We start from the raw sequence: 15,645 nt of genomic DNA, 5'->3' as shown, positions 1-15,645 counted from the left end.
TCACGTTGCGAGTCACCCCGTCACTCCGCAAACGCCTCCATGAAATCCAGCTCGGCCTGCTGGTAAACGCTGTGTCGGTGCGCCTTCCAAAGCGCCTCGATGCGGGCCTGATTGCACTGTTTCCGGTCGACCAGCACACGCGTCGATAATTGCCCCCTGGGTGCTTCGCTCGGCACCTTGGCAAACACGAACTCGTTGCTGATGAGGTCCATGTACGGCCCGCACTTGCTGGTCGGCATGATGAAGGTCAGTTGCAGGCCGAGCGATGCGGAGAGGTATTGAATGACCTCGCGCGAACGGGTCTCGTCCATCTTCGAGAACGCCTCGTCGACCAGCACCATGCGCAGATGTGCGCCGCCTTCAGCGAAACGGAAGGCGGAAGTGATCGCAGCCGAGCGGATGATGTAGGCCGGTGTTTCCAACTGGCCGCCGGAACCAGTGCCGTATTCGCTGAGCGGAATCGGCGCCTTGCCCTCCACTTCCTTGTAGATTTCGTAGCGACGGTAATTGCGATAGTCGGCGATGCGCTCCAGTTCACGCATGGCGCGGTGTTCGTCGTCGTCGAGCAGCATGGCCATGAGATGGTCGCGCACCTTGCGCGAACGCTCGCTGAGCTGTGCGTCGAACAACGAAACCTCGTCGCCCAGGCCCGGCGTGCGAACCACTTCCTCGAAGAAGCGCGAATAGTCACGGTACTCAGGCACCCATTCGCTGGCAAAGCGGAAGACCTCGCGATCCGCACCGAAACGGTGATGCTGCAGCTCCTTGTTCAGCAGGTCGATCTGGCGGCGGCCCTCATTGAGCGCCTGATAGATGGCGTGGCACAGGTGCGAAACGAAGGCGTTGTTGAAGGCACCCTTAAGCTCCGAAAGCTGCGCGTGCTTTTCGAGCAGGATATTGTTCTGGAGAAAGTTGTGAACGCGGTCGAGATCGCGCCGCACATCGCAGATGGCCTGGAACAGGGCCTGCCCGTATTCGCCACTGAACGGAGCGTAGACGATGGCATCGGAGGGACGACAGTCCTGGTTGTGCTGCAAGATTTCCTCGGCCATCCTGCGCTCGGCAGCGTGCAAGTTTCTTTCCAGCTCCACCCGGTGATTCTTCGCGAATTCGACGTTCAGTTCACGCGCTTCGCGGTCGGCTGCCTCGAGCCGGGTGTCGATGTCGAAATCAGGCCAGATCGGCGTGATGGCGGCGAGTGCAGCTTCGTGCGTCTCCACAATCTCGCGGTTACGCCCCTGTAGGCCGCTCAGCAACTTGAGCTGACGCTCGATGTCCTCCAGTTCCTTGGCGAGCTTGCCCTTCTCCTCGTTCAGATGGTCCTTTTCGGCGTGCAGCTTGACGTAGTCGGCCTGCAGCGTCTGCAATCGCTGCTCCAGATCCTCGTGTTCGGAAAGGTCGAGCTGGGTGAGCAGGACCTCGTTCTCATCGAGCGCGCGCTGCGTGGCCAGCACCTCGCGCAGCACGCTGCCATAGACGGATTCCGCGAGAGTGTCGACGGCGCGCAACAACGCGGCCCCCTGCTGAAGCTGGTCGTTGGCGGCATGCCATTCGAGTTCGAGAGTCTCCAGCTCGACCTGTTTGGCGGCAAGGGCACGCTCACGCGCGGCGGCACCGAAGACGAGATCGGCATCAGGTATGTCGCAACGCCACATGCTGTAGTTGCCGGAGGCCATGCCGTCCTCCGTGAGACCGCGGCGTGTCCTGCTCAGCACTTCTGCCGAATCCACACGCGCGACGCTGCCGTAACTCGCCACCAGGTAATCCCTGGCCACCGCGTGCGTGAATTCGAGGACGTGGATGATGGACTGTTCGTCGAGGGTGATTCGAGCGGCATCCTCGGCTGCCTTCCGTCCCTGGATCACCCGCGCCCGGTTGTCGCGACCCGGCAATCCGCGGACGATACGAACGGCCTGCGCCTCATAAGCTGGGGCGACGATGATCGAGAAGCGCGCCCCGCCCAGATAACCCTCGATCGCCGCCTGCCAGCGCGCATCCCGGACCTCGACGTGGTCGCAGAGCACGCGCGGATCGGCCTCGGGGCAGTGCTGGCGGATGGCCTTGAGCGCCCGCTCGACGGCTGGCGGATAGCTCACCTGATTCGCACCGAGCCGCTCGATCTCGCGCCGCTTTTCGTCGCGCTGGGATGTTAACGTGCTGTAACGCGTGCGGCGGCCGTGCACAAAGGTCATCAGTCGATCACGCTCGCTGCCTGAATCGCGCAGCTCGTGCCACAGCGCATGCCAGCGGTTGTGCGTCCGCTGCACCGTCAGGATCGTATCCAGGCGCCCTTCCAGGGTTTCGGCGCCGCCGGCGATATCGCGCTGCACTAGGGCGTGAACGTCCGACAGCACCTCAGCGGCCGTATCGACCACCGCTCGCCCGAGCGCCAGCCCCTCCAGACCGGACGGCCCTGGCAAGGCCTCGGCGACGAGCGGATCGCCCAGCGCTCGAAGCATTTCACGCGTGGCCTGCACGTTCGCGGTGATCGCCTTGTCCTGCCGTACCAGTTCATGCGCGCCGGCAACCAGAGTGCTATTGAGCGCCTCGGATTTCCGCGCCAACTCGTCTTTCTGGCGTAGCGCATCGATGCCCTGGCGCTTGGCCTCATGCTCGATCAACTGCCGCTGTACGCCCGCCGCCCGCGTCTGAACGGCAACAATGCGCGCCTCCAGATCGCCCTGCGCCGTACGCTGCTCGCGCTGCAACGCTTTGCCGCGAAGATAATCCTCCTGACGCAGCCCGTATTCGGCCTGGGCCAGGGTGTAGTCGAGCAGGTTGAGGTCAATCCAGGTATCGATGTACGTCTGCGCGTGCGCGTTGGCGCGGGCGAGAGTGGTGATCGAGGCCGCCAGCCTGGCCGCGTCGCGCTCCATACCGTGGATGGTTTTGAGCTGGCTCGATACGGAACGGACCGCCTCGCCGAGATCCTTCGGATCGAGGATTTCCTCAGCCACGAAACGATCAATACTCTTGACCGGCTTGTAGGCCATGAAACGCGAAAATGCGCGCGCGGCGGCGGTCGCCTCCGGCTCCGAAACAGAATCGGACTTGCCCCGCAGGGCGCCGTAGAGTCGACGCAGATAGGCCTTCTTGGCATCGTAGCGCTCGACGCGACGCTTACCGAATTCACGTATCAGCTCGGTCTGGAGTTCGGTGAGCGCCACCACGTACCTGCCCGCCTCGCCCTCGCGCACGAAGTGGCCGTGGCCCAGTTCGGCACCGGCGACGACGAAATACTGGGCGTCGTCCTGGCGGGCCACCGAATTACCGCCCGCAACATCAAGCCAGGCACGCACGGCGATGATCGCGGTGAAAGGATCGGCCGATTCACCCTCGTTTGGGTGAAAGACCGCGGCGAGGTAGCCGTCGGTGGGGTCAAGGCGTGCATAACTGCCATCGTCGCAACCCAGCACGTACGAGGAGATCGTCCGCACACGCTTGCCGCCGCGTCCACGCTGCGTGGTCTCGTCCTGTCCGGGGTTGTACTGGAACAAGGTTTCATGGGCCGCGGTCATCACGGTCTGGATCGCATCCGCCGCCGTGGTCTTGCCCGAACCGTTGCCGCCGGAGAACAGATTGATCGGCCCGAACTCGAATTCGATGCTCGGTATATTGCCCCAGTTGACGAAGACGAAACGCTTAAGAAACATCGTCTTCCTCCGCCTGTGGCTCAACCGGCAGCGCCTCTTCCAGGGCTAGTAAGGCCTCGTCGGTCACGAAGGCCACGATCATGGGATGGATGCGTAGGCCCGCCTCGCCAGTGTCTAGGTCGTCGTCCTGGCGATACTGGATCAGGCGCAGCTTGCGCAGGCGCTCGAATACCCGCTTGCGGTCGGTCAGCTTCTCGGGCAGTGAGCGTCCCAGCTGGTTGCGCAGGGCGATGCCGAGGGATTCGATCGATTCGGTGACGTAACCGCCGTCGTCAAGCTGCCCCTCGCGCAGGGCCTTGTCGTACTGCTGCCGCAGCACCAACAGCAGGGCGACCTCGTCCTGCCGCAGACGCGCGCGCAAACCGTTGGCAAACGCCTCCTCGGCCGCATCCGCCATCCCCGGCATCCTGCTGCCGGGCGGATAGAGTCGCAGATAGGCGAAACGACGGTCATGAAACACACGCACACCGACCACCGACAGATATTCGTCGATCCATCCGGACACTCGCAGATAGCGGTCGTAAAGCTGCTGTTCGATCTGGCTTTCATCGCGGCACAGCACGCCGTAATTGAGCAGTCGCAGACACAGCTCGCGGTATTCATCTAGTGTCACGCCGGTTTTTTCGAGCCCATCGTTCAGATAATCAATCAGCATGGTCTTGGCGTTTCGTCAGTTCCAGGGTGAATTCGTCGGTCGCGTCGAAGTAATCGGTCCTGACCCGTTGGCGTGTCGGCGTGACCCTGAACGCGAATTCGCTGGTCGATTGCGTGCCGATCTCGATGATATGGGCACTCATCAGCAATTCGCGGGCATCGCGGACGGGCAGGTTCTGGCTGTGGATACGGTGCCCCTCACGCAGGGCTTCGAACACATAATCTCGCTGCGCACGGCTGTTGAAGGCGAAGGCTTGGTCGAGTGCGGACTGCAGGAACATTTCCCTGCGCGAGGCCTCGTCGTGCGCCGGGCTGTCTTCCACGGAGGCGTTGACCACGCGCGGTTTACGCGGGGCAAACAGACGAAGCGCATCGCTGTCGGCAAGGCCAACGGACAGCGTCGCCAGGGTCTCGCCAGACGCTTCGAGCGCTTGTATCTGCCGCTCCGGCGCGGCCTGCCGGAAGCGCTCGGTCAATCGCAACAGTCGGTTCTGCAATCCGCCACCGGAATAACTGAGCTGGCGCATGATGATGTCGGCTCGGCGGGTGAAGCCGTTGAGCGCCTGACGCAGGGCCGGCAGCATGGTGGCCGAGGCATTGTGCATGCGCGCCTCGATGCCGTCGAGAATGCTGTACAGCACCGAGCGGCTGACCTCACCGATCAGCTCCGGGGCCGCCCGCCGCAGCTCGCATTCCGCCTGTTCCTTGAACTCGCGACGTTTGCGCTTGATGCGCTCGATCAGCCCAGCGATTTCGTCGCGGTACTTCTCGACGGAGTCGGCTGAGAGCCGGATCGCCACGTCGGGCATGAAGCGTTTTTCCATGAAATCAAAGAATTCGTCCGAGGCGCGCTGCACGATCTGCTGCGATTCGACCTCCCGGACCAGCTGTCGCCTGCGCTCGTCCAGCTCGGCGATCACGTCCGAGAAATCCGCGACGATACGCTCGGAATACTCGTAGGCATCAAGCAGATCGTAGACCTCGCCCTTGTCGAGAAAGGACTGCAGTGCGTTGCGCGTATTGCGCGTGTTGCGATGCCGTGTCCGGAAGCGCCCGCCAGAAGCATCGACCATGGGCTGGGTGAATAGGCGACCGTGGCGCGTGAAGGCGTAGGTGGCCTGCAGTGTGGCCTCGTCCATCTGGCGCTCCAGCCAGCCATGTTCCAGCAACAGCCCCAGCACCCAATTGGCCTGCTCGCGCTGGCTCCTTGCGCCTGGCGTGTATTCCTCGCCCTCATCCTCGTCGAGCAGCGGACTGCGCGCGATGGCTTCCTCCAGGGTTTCGACCACCTGATCGCGTGTGAGGTTGCGGCTGTAGTCTGCATAGGCGCCATATAGACGCTCGTACAGCACGCTCAGGCAATCGACCACCTGCCCTCGGTATTTGCCATTGAGCGGGCGGAAGAAATGCCGTCTGGTTTCGTCGAAAAGCAAGTGTTGCCCTGTCCTGCGGTCACGAACGCTCGAAGTGCCGCACAAGGCGGCTCGCATCCTCCGGACAAGCGTTACCGGGGACGATTAAGGCGGGATTGTAATAGACCTCGGCGAGTCGTACACGGCACATCGCGTAAATCCTGCCCCGGTCTGCGTGCCGACGCATACCGGCGGCAGCGTCAGTCTTCGAAATAGCCCAGGCGCTCGGCAATACGCCGCCCCGCATCGCGAACCAGTGGCACCCAGGCATCCTGCCGGCGTTCCATCGGCGCGGAAATCGACAAGCCGGCGACGACGGCACTGGTACTGTCGTGGATCAACGTACCGATGCAACCGACGCCCTCCTCCGCCTCCTCATCGTCCAGCGCGATACCACGTGACCCAGCCGCATGAACCACCGCGAGCAGGCGCTCGGCGGAGGTGATGGTCTTGGGCGTATAGGCCGGCAGCCCGGTACGCTGAACGTAGGCATGTAGGAAGGCATCGCCGAGTTCGCCCAGCATCAGCTTGCCCACGGCGGTCACGTGCAGTGGCGCGCGGCTGCCGATCACCTGCTCGACACGCATCATGCGCTTGGGCGCAACGCGTTCGATGTAGATCACCTCGTCGCCCTCGCGCACGGTGAGATTCACCGTTTCGCCGATCTGGTCGCGCAACCATTCCATGTGCACCCGCGCCTCTTCGCGGATGTCGATACCACGCCGCACCCGACCTGCAAGCTGCAGCAACTTGCGTCCGAGCACGTAACGCCCAGCAGCATCGCGTTCGACGAAACCGGTTTCCGTCAGCGACGCGAGGATGCGAAATGCCGTGGAGGGATGCAGCCCGGTCTCGGCGGAGAGTATTTTCAGACTGGCGGCCTCAGGCAGCGCTGCAATCGTATCGAGCAGCGTAGCCGAGCGTTCGATGACCTGGATGGGATTAACAGATTTGCTCATTTCACATTATGAAAACGATTGTGTATTGCGAAATACCAGGCAGCGTCCTATGGTTCCCACATCGGCGAACAGTGCGTCCGCAGCAGTTTGAGCGCGTTTGTTTGCCTGGCGCGATTTTTCGCATTATGAAATTATTCCCGCCTTATGAAAAGAGCGGCGGTACGGGAGAGACCATGAGCAGCAATCCAGTCGAGATCAACAACACCGATCTGCCCGCCTATTGCGAGGGCATTCGTCACCTCGGCAAGCCTTGGCAGGATTTCGAGCGCTATGCGGACAAAGCGGTCATCGCCGAGGGCCAGTCGGCCATCGCCGATCCAAGCGACACCCGCGCCGTGTACCAAACCCTGCTCGCCGCCGATGCCTTGCGCTACGTCACCTTGCAGGTTTGCGGCTCAAAGGGCTCAGGCCACCCCGGTGGCTTCGCCTCCAGCGCAGAGGCGCATGCCTCACTGATGATGCTGGGGCACACCAATATTGTCACTGAGGTCGGACACCACGCCCCTGGCTTCTACGCCTCGATGTTCCTCGACAGCTCGCTTGAGGCCATGGGCATCAACACGCTGACCGACATGATGGCGCGCTTCCGTGAGAAGCATGGCCTTCTCGGCCATCTCTCCGGCGCCATCCCCGGTCTTCTGGCCCCCGCCGGCCCGCTCGGCCAGGGCCAGCACTTCGCCATGGCCGGCGCGCTGCTGCACCGCGACAAGCTGTTCCCCGTGACCATCGGCGACGGCGGCATGGGCGAGCCCTATGTGCTCAACGCCATGATGCACTTCCACACGGCCTACCCCGAAGTGACCAACTTCCTACCCGTGTTGGTGTGGAACGGTTACTCGCAGGAACATCATTCGATGGTGTCGCTGCTCGACAATGACGCCATGATTGCCTACTGGAAGGGACACGGCTTCGACGAGGTAATCCTGGTAGACGCCAAGGACTTCGACGACGGCGCCCAGGACGGCACCTTCGTGGATAGCAGCCGCTTCGGCCACGACGCGCGTTTGGCCTTCGCCGGCCGAGTGCTCAGTGAGATGGATCGCGCCGCGAAATCTGCGATGGGCGGCAAGCTCACTGCCTTCGTGCTCAAGCAGCTCAAGGGCACCGGCGTGCATACCACCGGCGCCAAATCGCATAACCTTTATCCTGCCGACACCCTCGACGCACAGCACATCATCGACGGCCTCAAGCGCCGCGCGCTGCCACCACACGCCTGGCAGCTCGTGCGCGAGAACCTCAGTCGCGCTGGCGGTGGCCCTGCCGGCAAGACGGCGGTGACCGAGTCGGAGCTGGCGCTCGCACCGCTGCCCGAATTCGCCATGCAGGACTTCGCCAAGGGCGAAAAGGCCGTGCCCTCGACCACCATGGGCGCACTGGTCGCACAGCTCGGCAAGGCCGACCCGCGCTTCGTGGTCACCAATGCAGACGGCAACGAAGCCTCGGCGATGAAAAACATCAACGACGCGCTCAAGATCCGCCACCCCACGCAGGACCCTCTCTACAACCAGATGCCGAATGGGCAGGTCTACGAACCACTGAATGAGGACGCCTGCGCCGGCCTTGCTGCGGGACTCTCGCTATTCGGTTCGCGCGCGCTGTGGCTCTCCTACGAATCCTTCGCGATCAACGGCTGGCCGATCGTACAGACCGTGACTCAGGCGATGGCCGAGTTGCGTCGCAAGACGCCGTCTATCGTCACCATGTTCACCGCAGGCGCACTGGAGCAGGGCCGTAACGGCTGGACCCATCAGCGCCCGGAGATCGAAAATTACTTCGCGGCCATGATGCGCAACGGCAACGTCTACCCACTGTTCCCCTGCGACGCCAACGCGATCCAGGCCGCCTACGCCTACGCCACCGGCAGCTTCAACAAGGGCATGGTGATCATCGCCTCCAAGAGCCCCCTGCCCGTGTATCTGAGCCTGGACGAAGCCCGCCTCGCCATCGAGGAAGGCGCCGCCGTGCTTTATGAATCCACTAGCGGCAGCAAGGGCACTGTGGTCTTCGCGGTTACCGGCGACATGGTCTTCCTGCCAGTCTTCGAAGCCAAGGACGCGCTCGAGGCTGAAGGCTACCGTGTGCGCATCGTCGCCGTACTCAACCCGCGCCGCCTATATCGCCCAAGCGATGTGGCCTGGGACACGGTTTCCGAGGCGGACGACCGTTTCATGTCCGATGAGTCGTTCAACGCACTGTTCGACGGCGACGTGCTGCTGGCCGTCAGCGGCGGGCCCAGCGCACCGCTAGAACCGGTGCTGCTGCGCAGCCGTGCCCCGCGTCGCGACACGCTCTGCTGGAAGCGCGGCGAAACCACCGCCTCGCCTGCGGAGATCATGGATTTCAACGGCATCACCGCCGCCCGCATGATCGAGCGCGCACGCGCACTGTCGTGACATGGCAAACCGCAGACCGCCAATCCATCGGCGGCCTGCGGCTCGTCTTCAGGAGCCCATGATGAGTACCACCAAGATCATCGTACTGGACGACGACCCCACTGGCTCGCAAACGGTGCATGGCTGCCTGCTGCTGACCTCCTGGGACGTCGATACCCTGCGCGAAGCCTTGCTTGACGCCTCACCGCTATTCTTCGTGCTGACCAATACCCGCGGCATGAGCGCGGAACGTGCCAAAGCCGTCACCCGCGAGGTCTGCGTAAACATCCGGCAGGCGCTCGACGCGCTCGAACAGCACGGGCAGCGCATCAATCCGCTACTGGTCAGCCGCTCAGATTCCACTCTGCGCGGTCATTACCCGGTCGAAACCGACGTCATCGCGGAAACCCTCGGCCCTTTCGATGCGCACTTCATGGTGCCCGCATTCTTCGAAGGCGGGCGTTTCACCCGTGACAGCGTGCACTATCTCATTACGGACGGGCAGCCCATTCCCGTGCACGAAACCGAATTCGCGCGTGATTCCATTTTCGGTTACCAACACAGCTATCTGCCCGACTACGTCGAAGAAAAAACCGCCGGCCGCATTCGTGCAGATCAAGTGGAGCGCTTCACCCTGGCCGACGTGCGCGGCGACGTCAGTGCGCGTCTACTGGGGTTGCACGACAACGTGTGCTGCGTGGTCGATGCTGAAGCCCAGACCGACCTCGATCACTTCGCGGCCCAGCTGCTGCAAGCTGCCACCGAGGGCAAACGCTTTCTTTTCCGCAGTGCCGCCAGCCTGCTGACCGCACTGGCCGCATTGCCGCCACAACCCGTTCGCCCCGAGGAGATGGCGACCTACGTACGCAACGGGCGACCTGGCGCGGTCATCGTCGGCTCTCACGTCAAAAAAACCACACAACAACTCGGTCAACTGCTGCGGATACCCGGCGTGGCCGAAATGGAAGTCGATGTCGACCGCATCGCCGGCGAACGCGACGCACTGCTCACCGACATCCTGGAACGCTGTCACCAGGCACACGCCGACGGGCTGACGCCGGTGATATTCACCAGCCGCGTCGAACGCGCGTTTGCGGACCAGGCCGCGCGCCTTGCCTTCGGCGAACAGGTGTCTGCCTTCCTGATGGACATCGTGCGCGGGTTGCCTGTTACCTTGGGTTTTCTGATCAGCAAGGGCGGCATCACCTCCAACGACGTGCTCAGTTCCGGCCTCGCGCTACGCATCTCGCGCGTACTCGGCCAAATCCTGCCCGGCTGTTCGGTCGTCCGCTGTCCGGACGAACATCCCCGCTACCCAGGGCTGCCGGTGGTGATTTTTCCGGGCAACGTCGGGGATGAGCACGCTCTGGCCACCGCCTACACCCGCCTTGCCACAACCCAAGCTATCTCGCGATGAAGCGCAACCTCGCCGAGCTATTGCACGAAGCCGCGCCTGGCGCCGCGGGTTGCTTCAACACCCTCAATCTCGACATGGCGCTGGCGGTACTTGAAGCTGCGGAAAATCTCGGCAAGCCGGTCATCGTGGGCATTGCCAGCCGTCACTTCGAAGGCATGCGTACCGCATTACGCGCACCGGCCTACCTTAAGGCCATTGAATCGGCCGGCATACCTGCCACCCTGCACCTCGATCATGCCGCCCCCGAACAGGTCGACATGATCCGGGAAGCACTCGATCTGGGCTTCACCAGCATCATGATCGATGGATCACATCTGCCCTTCAGCGAAAACGTCGACCTGACCGCAACTGTCGTCGAACTGGCGAAGCGCTACGGCGCGGGCGTCGAGGGCGAGCTTGGCGCGGTGGCCGGTGAAGAGGGCGTGGCGGATACCGGCCATGACGCGCCGGCCGCACTGCCCTATACCGATGCCGCCGAAGCGCGACGCTTCGTCGAACAAACCGGGGTCGACGCACTGGCCATTGCCGTGGGTACTGCGCACGGCCTTTACCGCGAAGCACCGCATATCAGCCTGAACACCATCGAGGCCGTTGCCGCTGGGGTTAATGTGCCACTGGTCATGCATGGCGCCACCGGAGTCGGCGACGACGCGATCCGCGAATCGGTTCGCCGCGGTATCCGTAAAATCAATTTCTTCTCCGGTCTGCTGCAGACCGGAATGGACGAGGTTCGCGCCCAGGCAGGTGTTAAGCACAACGACTATCTAGGTGTGCTGCAATCCACGCATACGCGCTGGCGGGTACTGGCAGAAGCCCAGATCAGGCTCTACGCCAGCGTGGCGTAATGGCCACCACCGTCACTCGGCCCCTGCCCGCACAACTAGCTGATCACTTCAATTAATCCATGAAATATTTTTTATGATCGGCTAGAGTTGCCCTGCACTCGCACCAACGAAGTGCATTCACCCTATTAAGACAACTCAAAAACAAGGTGACACATGTCGATTCGTGCTTATCGAGCGCACATCCGCGCTGCAATCATGCCCTTTTACTCGCTCGCCTTAGTTTTGGCCGCCTTGATGACGAGCAGTGTCGCCCTGGCCGCGCCTACCGCCCTCTCGCTCACGTGGCCGCAGATCCAGAGCCTGATGAAAACGGATACCGGCAGCACACAGAGCGGCGATACCATCGTATATTCTGGAAACCATCCGATAGTCGTGGTCGAACAGGTTCTGCCCGGTTTTCCCTATCCGACCTTTGAAGTCGACAATATCAAAAACCCTACCTTGGTCTTTACGGCCGGCGCCAATATCACCTTTTACGTCATCAACACGAGCCAAGTAGCGCCGCACAGCTTTGCCATCACCACCGCCGGACCGCCGTATGCCGTCGTACCCGCGGATAATCGCGTCACCCATCCCCTCGTCGACACCGGCAATCTGCCCATCCTGCCAAATCCAGGTCGCTATAGTTACGCCAAGGTCGACTGGTCAGCCCAAAAAACGGGGCAATACTATTACATCTGCCTGTTTCCCGTGCACGCTTCCTTCGGCATGTGGGGCAAGATAGAGGTGCGTTAGCGCAAGGGTGGTTAGCGACACTCGGCGTGGCGGGGTATGATGGCAGCGCCGACGCAGGCTTGAAACATCACGACCATCCCATACAACATGCCCATGGAAATCGACGACTCTGCCCTCGCGCGCAAGCTGCGCGATTGGTCAACACGCCCCGAAATCATGGCGCATAATTGGGCCCCGCGGCTCTTCTGGCGTGCCGCGCCGGATACCCCCTATGGGTATCCGCGCGTGGCACCCAGCGAGCTGGAAGTCTACTTCGCCACCCTGCTCGGTGAACCCTCGGAATACCGGGCACAACTCGACCGGACACACGCCGGGCGAGGCGCCTTTCTCGCCGCCAATGCACGGCGTCACGAGCTGCCACTGTTTAGCCCACACCCCGCAAGCGGCGATGCCGGATAAACGTTTCCACCCCGCTTGGTGGCTACCCGGCGCCCATCTGCAGACACTTTGGCCCTTCGTTTTCGCCCGCTCACACAGACTCAACCTCCGCCGTGAGCGCTTCGAGTTATCCGATGGGGATTTCATCGATCTGGATTGGAGCCCCTCATCCGCAGGGCCACTCGTTCTGATACTGCATGGGCTGGAAGGGTCCAGTGACTCGGCTTATATCCGACGCCTCGTCCCTGTGCTTCAAACTTCCGGGTTCGAGATAATTATCATGCATTTCAGAGGTTGTAGTGGTGAGCCCAACCGCCTGGCACGTGCGTACCATGCAGGCGATACTCAGGATGTCGCAGCAGTTGTCGCGCGCCTACAGGCCCATGCTCCAGAGCGAGCGATCGGCGCGATCGGCTTCTCCCTCGGCGGCAACGTGTTGCTGAAGTGGCTGGGTGAGACCGGCGCGGTCAACCCACTTGCAGCAGCTGCGGCGATTTCGGTGCCTTTCGACCTGCATGCGGCCGCCGACCGCCTGGAGCGTGGCTTCTCACGAATCTACCAGTCCTATCTGCTGCGTCCCTTGCGCAAAGGACAATTGCGCAAGCTGCACCTCACCGGTATCGCGCCACCTATAACGTGCAATGCGCTTTTACACCTGCGAACGTTACGTGATTTCGATGATCGCATCACCGCGCCGCTCCATGGCTTCGAGAACGTCGATGATTACTATACCCGCGCCAGTTGTCGGCCTTGGCTCCGCCATATCGTCACCCCAACCCTGATCGTGCAGGCGCGCAACGATCCTTTCCTGCTCGCAAGTGGTATTCCGAGCCATGATGAGCTTTCGCCCAGCATTCGTCTGGAATTGATGCGCAGTGGCGGGCACGTCGGGTTTATCAGCGGCCCGATTCCCGGCTTGAGGCGCCCGTGGCTCGAACGACATTTGTCCGAATGGTTAATGACGATGATGACTAGACCGAAGGAAGCGAAACGCGTGGACAAAGCGTAGCGCACGACCTGTAACGTGTCTCACCCACGCTGAAAAGCGCATATAAAAAAAGGGGGCCTTGCGGCCCCCTCTTAATCTACTGCCAAGCAATCGCTAAATCAGGCTGCCTCGATCGCCTTGATACTCAGGCGAATACGTCCCTGCTTATCCACCTCCAGCACCTTGACGCGAACCACGTCGCCCTCGGAAAGCTTGTCGGAGACATTCTCCACGCGCTCGTCGGAAATCTGCGAGATATGCACCAGACCGTCACGACCAGGCAGGATGGTAACGAAGGCACCAAAGTCCATGATCTTGGCGACTCGCCCCTCGTAGATGTGCCCTACTTCGACATCCGCGGTGATCTCTTCGATACGACGACGCGCCTCTTCGCCGGCCGCCTTGTCGACGGAAGCGATACGAATGCTGCCATCATCATCGATGTCGATTGTCGCGCCTGTTTCCTCAGTGATCGAACGAATCACGCTACCACCCTTGCCGATCACATCCCGGATCTTCTCGGGGTTGATACGCATGGTGACGTAGCGGGGTGCGTAAGCCGACATCTCGGTACGCGGTGCAGAAATCACTTCGGCCATCTTGCCGAGAATATGGATACGCCCATCACGGGCCTGGCCCAGTGCACGCTCCATGATCTCGCGGGTGATCCCGTCGATCTTGATATCCATCTGCAGGGCGGTAACACCGGATTCGGTACCGGCTACCTTGAAATCCATGTCGCCAAGGTGATCCTCGTCGCCCAGGATATCGCTCAGTACCGCAAAGCGTTCCCCTTCCTTGATCAGGCCCATTGCAATACCCGCGACAGGCGCCTTCAGCGGCACACCGGCATCCATCAACGAGAGGCTAGTACCGCAAACCGAAGCCATGGAGCTGGAGCCATTGGATTCAGTAATCTCGGAGACCACGCGAACCACATAGGGGAACGATTTCTCGTCCGGCATCACGGCCTGGATCCCACGCTTGGCCAGACGACCATGCCCGATCTCACGGCGCTTCGGAGAGCCGACCATACCGGTCTCCCCCACGCAATAAGGCGGGAAGTTGTAATGCAGCAGGAAGCGCTCACGGCGCTCACCTTCGATCGCGTCGATAATCTGAGAGTCGCGCTCCGTCCCTAGGGTACAAGTCACGATGGCCTGAGTCTCACCACGTGTAAACAAGGCGGAGCCATGGGTACGGGGCATTACGCCGGTACGGATGGTGATCGGGCGTACCGTGGTGGTATCGCGGCCATCGATACGGCGTTCACCGGCCAAAATACGACCGCGCACATGCATTTTTTCGATCTTGGCGAAGGCATTGGCGACGTCGTCAGCATTGGGACCTTCACCTTCTGCAACCGCCAACTCCCCGATCACCTGATTGCGCAATTCAGCAACACGCGTCTGGCGCGACAGTTTTTCTGCAATCTGGTAGGCCGTCGACAGATCGCTCTCACAGCGAGCACGCACCTGATCCAGCAATGCCTCATTGGTCTGAGTCGCCTGCCAATCCCAAGCGGGCTTACCCGCCTCGGCAACCAGCTCCATAATCGCGGCAATCGCGGCCTGCATCTGCTCGTGACCATACATCACGGCGCCAAGCATGACCTCCTCGGACAATTCATGTGCCTCGGATTCGACCATCAACACAGCATGTTCGGTGCCGGCAACGACGAGATCTAGCTCGGATTCCTTGAGCGCGGAATTACTCGGATTAAGCAGGTACGTGCCGTCCTTGTAACCGACGCGGGCACAGCCGATTGGTCCCTTAAACGGCATGCCGGACAAGGCGACCGCAGCTGAGGCACCCAGCATGGCGACGACGTCCGGGTCGACTTCAGGGTTCACCGACATAACCGTGGCGACAACTTGGACTTCATTGAAGAAGCCCTTCGGAAACAGCGGACGCAACGGGCGATCAATCAGCCGCGAGGTCAGGGTTTCCTTTTCGCTTGGACGACCTTCGCGCTTGAAAAACCCTCCCGGAATACGCCCGGCAGCATAGGTGCGTTCTTGGTAGTTAACGGTCAGTGGGAAGAAGTCGCGCCCCGGGATCGCATGCTTCTGCGCGACGGCCGTGACTAGGACAACAGTATCGTCCACGTTGATGATGACGGCTGCGTCAGCCTGGCGGGCAATTTCACCCGTTTCAATTACGACGGTGCGATCACCGTACTGGAAGGACTTTTTAATGGCTGGCACGTTCCATTCCTAAGCGAGAGGTCGG

11 protein-coding genes are annotated in these 15,645 nt (G+C 61.6%); 6 read left to right on the top strand and 5 right to left on the bottom strand.

Annotated features, from left to right (window positions below):
* Positions 1–20: 20 nt before the first annotated feature.
* The 4 genes from BI364_RS07690 to BI364_RS07675 form a co-directional block, all read right to left on the bottom strand.
* On the bottom strand, positions 21–3,653 hold the full coding sequence (locus BI364_RS07690) for an ATP-binding protein (protein ID WP_070078236.1): 3,633 nt from the start codon (positions 3,651–3,653) through the stop codon (positions 21–23).
* Complete coding sequence (locus BI364_RS07685; RefSeq protein WP_070078235.1) at positions 3,643–4,308, bottom strand: DUF4194 domain-containing protein; 666 nt, start codon at positions 4,306–4,308, stop codon at positions 3,643–3,645. The genes BI364_RS07690 and BI364_RS07685 overlap by 11 nt, the downstream gene beginning before the upstream one ends.
* Positions 4,298–5,740, bottom strand: coding sequence for a Wadjet anti-phage system protein JetA family protein (locus BI364_RS07680; RefSeq protein WP_070078234.1), 1,443 nt, complete (start codon positions 5,738–5,740; stop codon positions 4,298–4,300). Before BI364_RS07680 ends, BI364_RS07685 begins: the two co-directional genes overlap by 11 nt.
* Positions 5,741–5,919: 179 nt before the next feature.
* Positions 5,920–6,678 carry an IclR family transcriptional regulator gene (locus tag BI364_RS07675; protein ID WP_070078233.1) on the bottom strand — a complete coding sequence of 253 codons (759 nt, stop codon included), beginning with the start codon at positions 6,676–6,678 and terminating at the stop codon, positions 5,920–5,922.
* Between the two features lie 173 nt (positions 6,679–6,851).
* Between BI364_RS07675 and BI364_RS07670 the strand changes: the two genes are divergently transcribed.
* From BI364_RS07670 to BI364_RS07645, 6 genes are all read left to right on the top strand, one after another.
* Complete coding sequence (locus tag BI364_RS07670; protein ID WP_070079963.1) at positions 6,852–9,071, top strand: phosphoketolase family protein; 2,220 nt, start codon at positions 6,852–6,854, stop codon at positions 9,069–9,071.
* Between the two features lie 61 nt (positions 9,072–9,132).
* Positions 9,133–10,467, top strand: a complete 1,335-nt coding sequence (locus BI364_RS07665) for a four-carbon acid sugar kinase family protein (protein WP_197495946.1) — start codon at positions 9,133–9,135, stop codon at positions 10,465–10,467.
* Positions 10,464–11,312, top strand: coding sequence for a class II fructose-bisphosphate aldolase (locus tag BI364_RS07660; RefSeq protein WP_070078231.1), 849 nt, complete (start codon positions 10,464–10,466; stop codon positions 11,310–11,312). Before BI364_RS07665 ends, BI364_RS07660 begins: the two co-directional genes overlap by 4 nt.
* Before the next feature lie 153 nt (positions 11,313–11,465).
* Complete coding sequence (locus BI364_RS07655) at positions 11,466–12,047, top strand: cupredoxin domain-containing protein (RefSeq protein WP_083251237.1); 582 nt, start codon at positions 11,466–11,468, stop codon at positions 12,045–12,047.
* Between the two features lie 93 nt (positions 12,048–12,140).
* Complete coding sequence (locus BI364_RS07650; RefSeq protein WP_156782664.1) at positions 12,141–12,446, top strand: hypothetical protein; 306 nt, start codon at positions 12,141–12,143, stop codon at positions 12,444–12,446.
* Positions 12,385–13,434: a hydrolase gene (locus BI364_RS07645; RefSeq protein WP_322111773.1), complete on the top strand. Its 1,050-nt coding sequence runs from the start codon at positions 12,385–12,387 to the stop codon at positions 13,432–13,434. The genes BI364_RS07650 and BI364_RS07645 overlap by 62 nt, the downstream gene beginning before the upstream one ends.
* Before the next feature lie 98 nt (positions 13,435–13,532).
* Here BI364_RS07645 and pnp read toward each other — a convergent pair whose 3' ends face one another.
* On the bottom strand, positions 13,533–15,620 hold the full coding sequence (gene pnp, locus BI364_RS07640) for a polyribonucleotide nucleotidyltransferase (RefSeq protein ID WP_070078228.1): 2,088 nt from the start codon (positions 15,618–15,620) through the stop codon (positions 13,533–13,535).
* Positions 15,621–15,645 lie beyond the last annotated feature (25 nt).

The sequence above is a fragment of the Acidihalobacter yilgarnensis genome, from assembly GCF_001753245.1.
In the GTDB taxonomy this organism is placed as follows: Bacteria; Pseudomonadota; Gammaproteobacteria; order DSM-5130; family Acidihalobacteraceae; genus Acidihalobacter; species Acidihalobacter yilgarnensis.
The sequence above is the reverse complement of the archived record's forward strand: the minus strand, read 5'-3'. Positions and strand labels throughout refer to the sequence as shown.

What these genes read in the sequence shown, in the direction of transcription:
- BI364_RS07690 (WP_070078236.1), bottom strand. Translation starts at nt 3,653, where the DNA reads ATGTTTCTTAAGCGTTTCGTCTTCGTCAACTGGGGCAATATACCGAGC.
- BI364_RS07685 (WP_070078235.1), bottom strand. Translation starts at nt 4,308, where the DNA reads ATGCTGATTGATTATCTGAACGATGGGCTCGAAAAAACCGGCGTGACA.
- BI364_RS07675 (WP_070078233.1), bottom strand. Translation starts at nt 6,678, where the DNA reads ATGAGCAAATCTGTTAATCCCATCCAGGTCATCGAACGCTCGGCTACG.
- BI364_RS07670 (WP_070079963.1), top strand. Translation starts at nt 6,852, where the DNA reads ATGAGCAGCAATCCAGTCGAGATCAACAACACCGATCTGCCCGCCTAT.
- BI364_RS07665 (WP_197495946.1), top strand. Translation starts at nt 9,133, where the DNA reads ATGAGTACCACCAAGATCATCGTACTGGACGACGACCCCACTGGCTCG.
- BI364_RS07660 (WP_070078231.1), top strand. Translation starts at nt 10,464, where the DNA reads ATGAAGCGCAACCTCGCCGAGCTATTGCACGAAGCCGCGCCTGGCGCC.
- BI364_RS07655 (WP_083251237.1), top strand. Translation starts at nt 11,466, where the DNA reads ATGTCGATTCGTGCTTATCGAGCGCACATCCGCGCTGCAATCATGCCC.
- BI364_RS07650 (WP_156782664.1), top strand. Translation starts at nt 12,141, where the DNA reads ATGGAAATCGACGACTCTGCCCTCGCGCGCAAGCTGCGCGATTGGTCA.
- BI364_RS07645 (WP_322111773.1), top strand. Translation starts at nt 12,385, where the DNA reads ATGCACGGCGTCACGAGCTGCCACTGTTTAGCCCACACCCCGCAAGCG.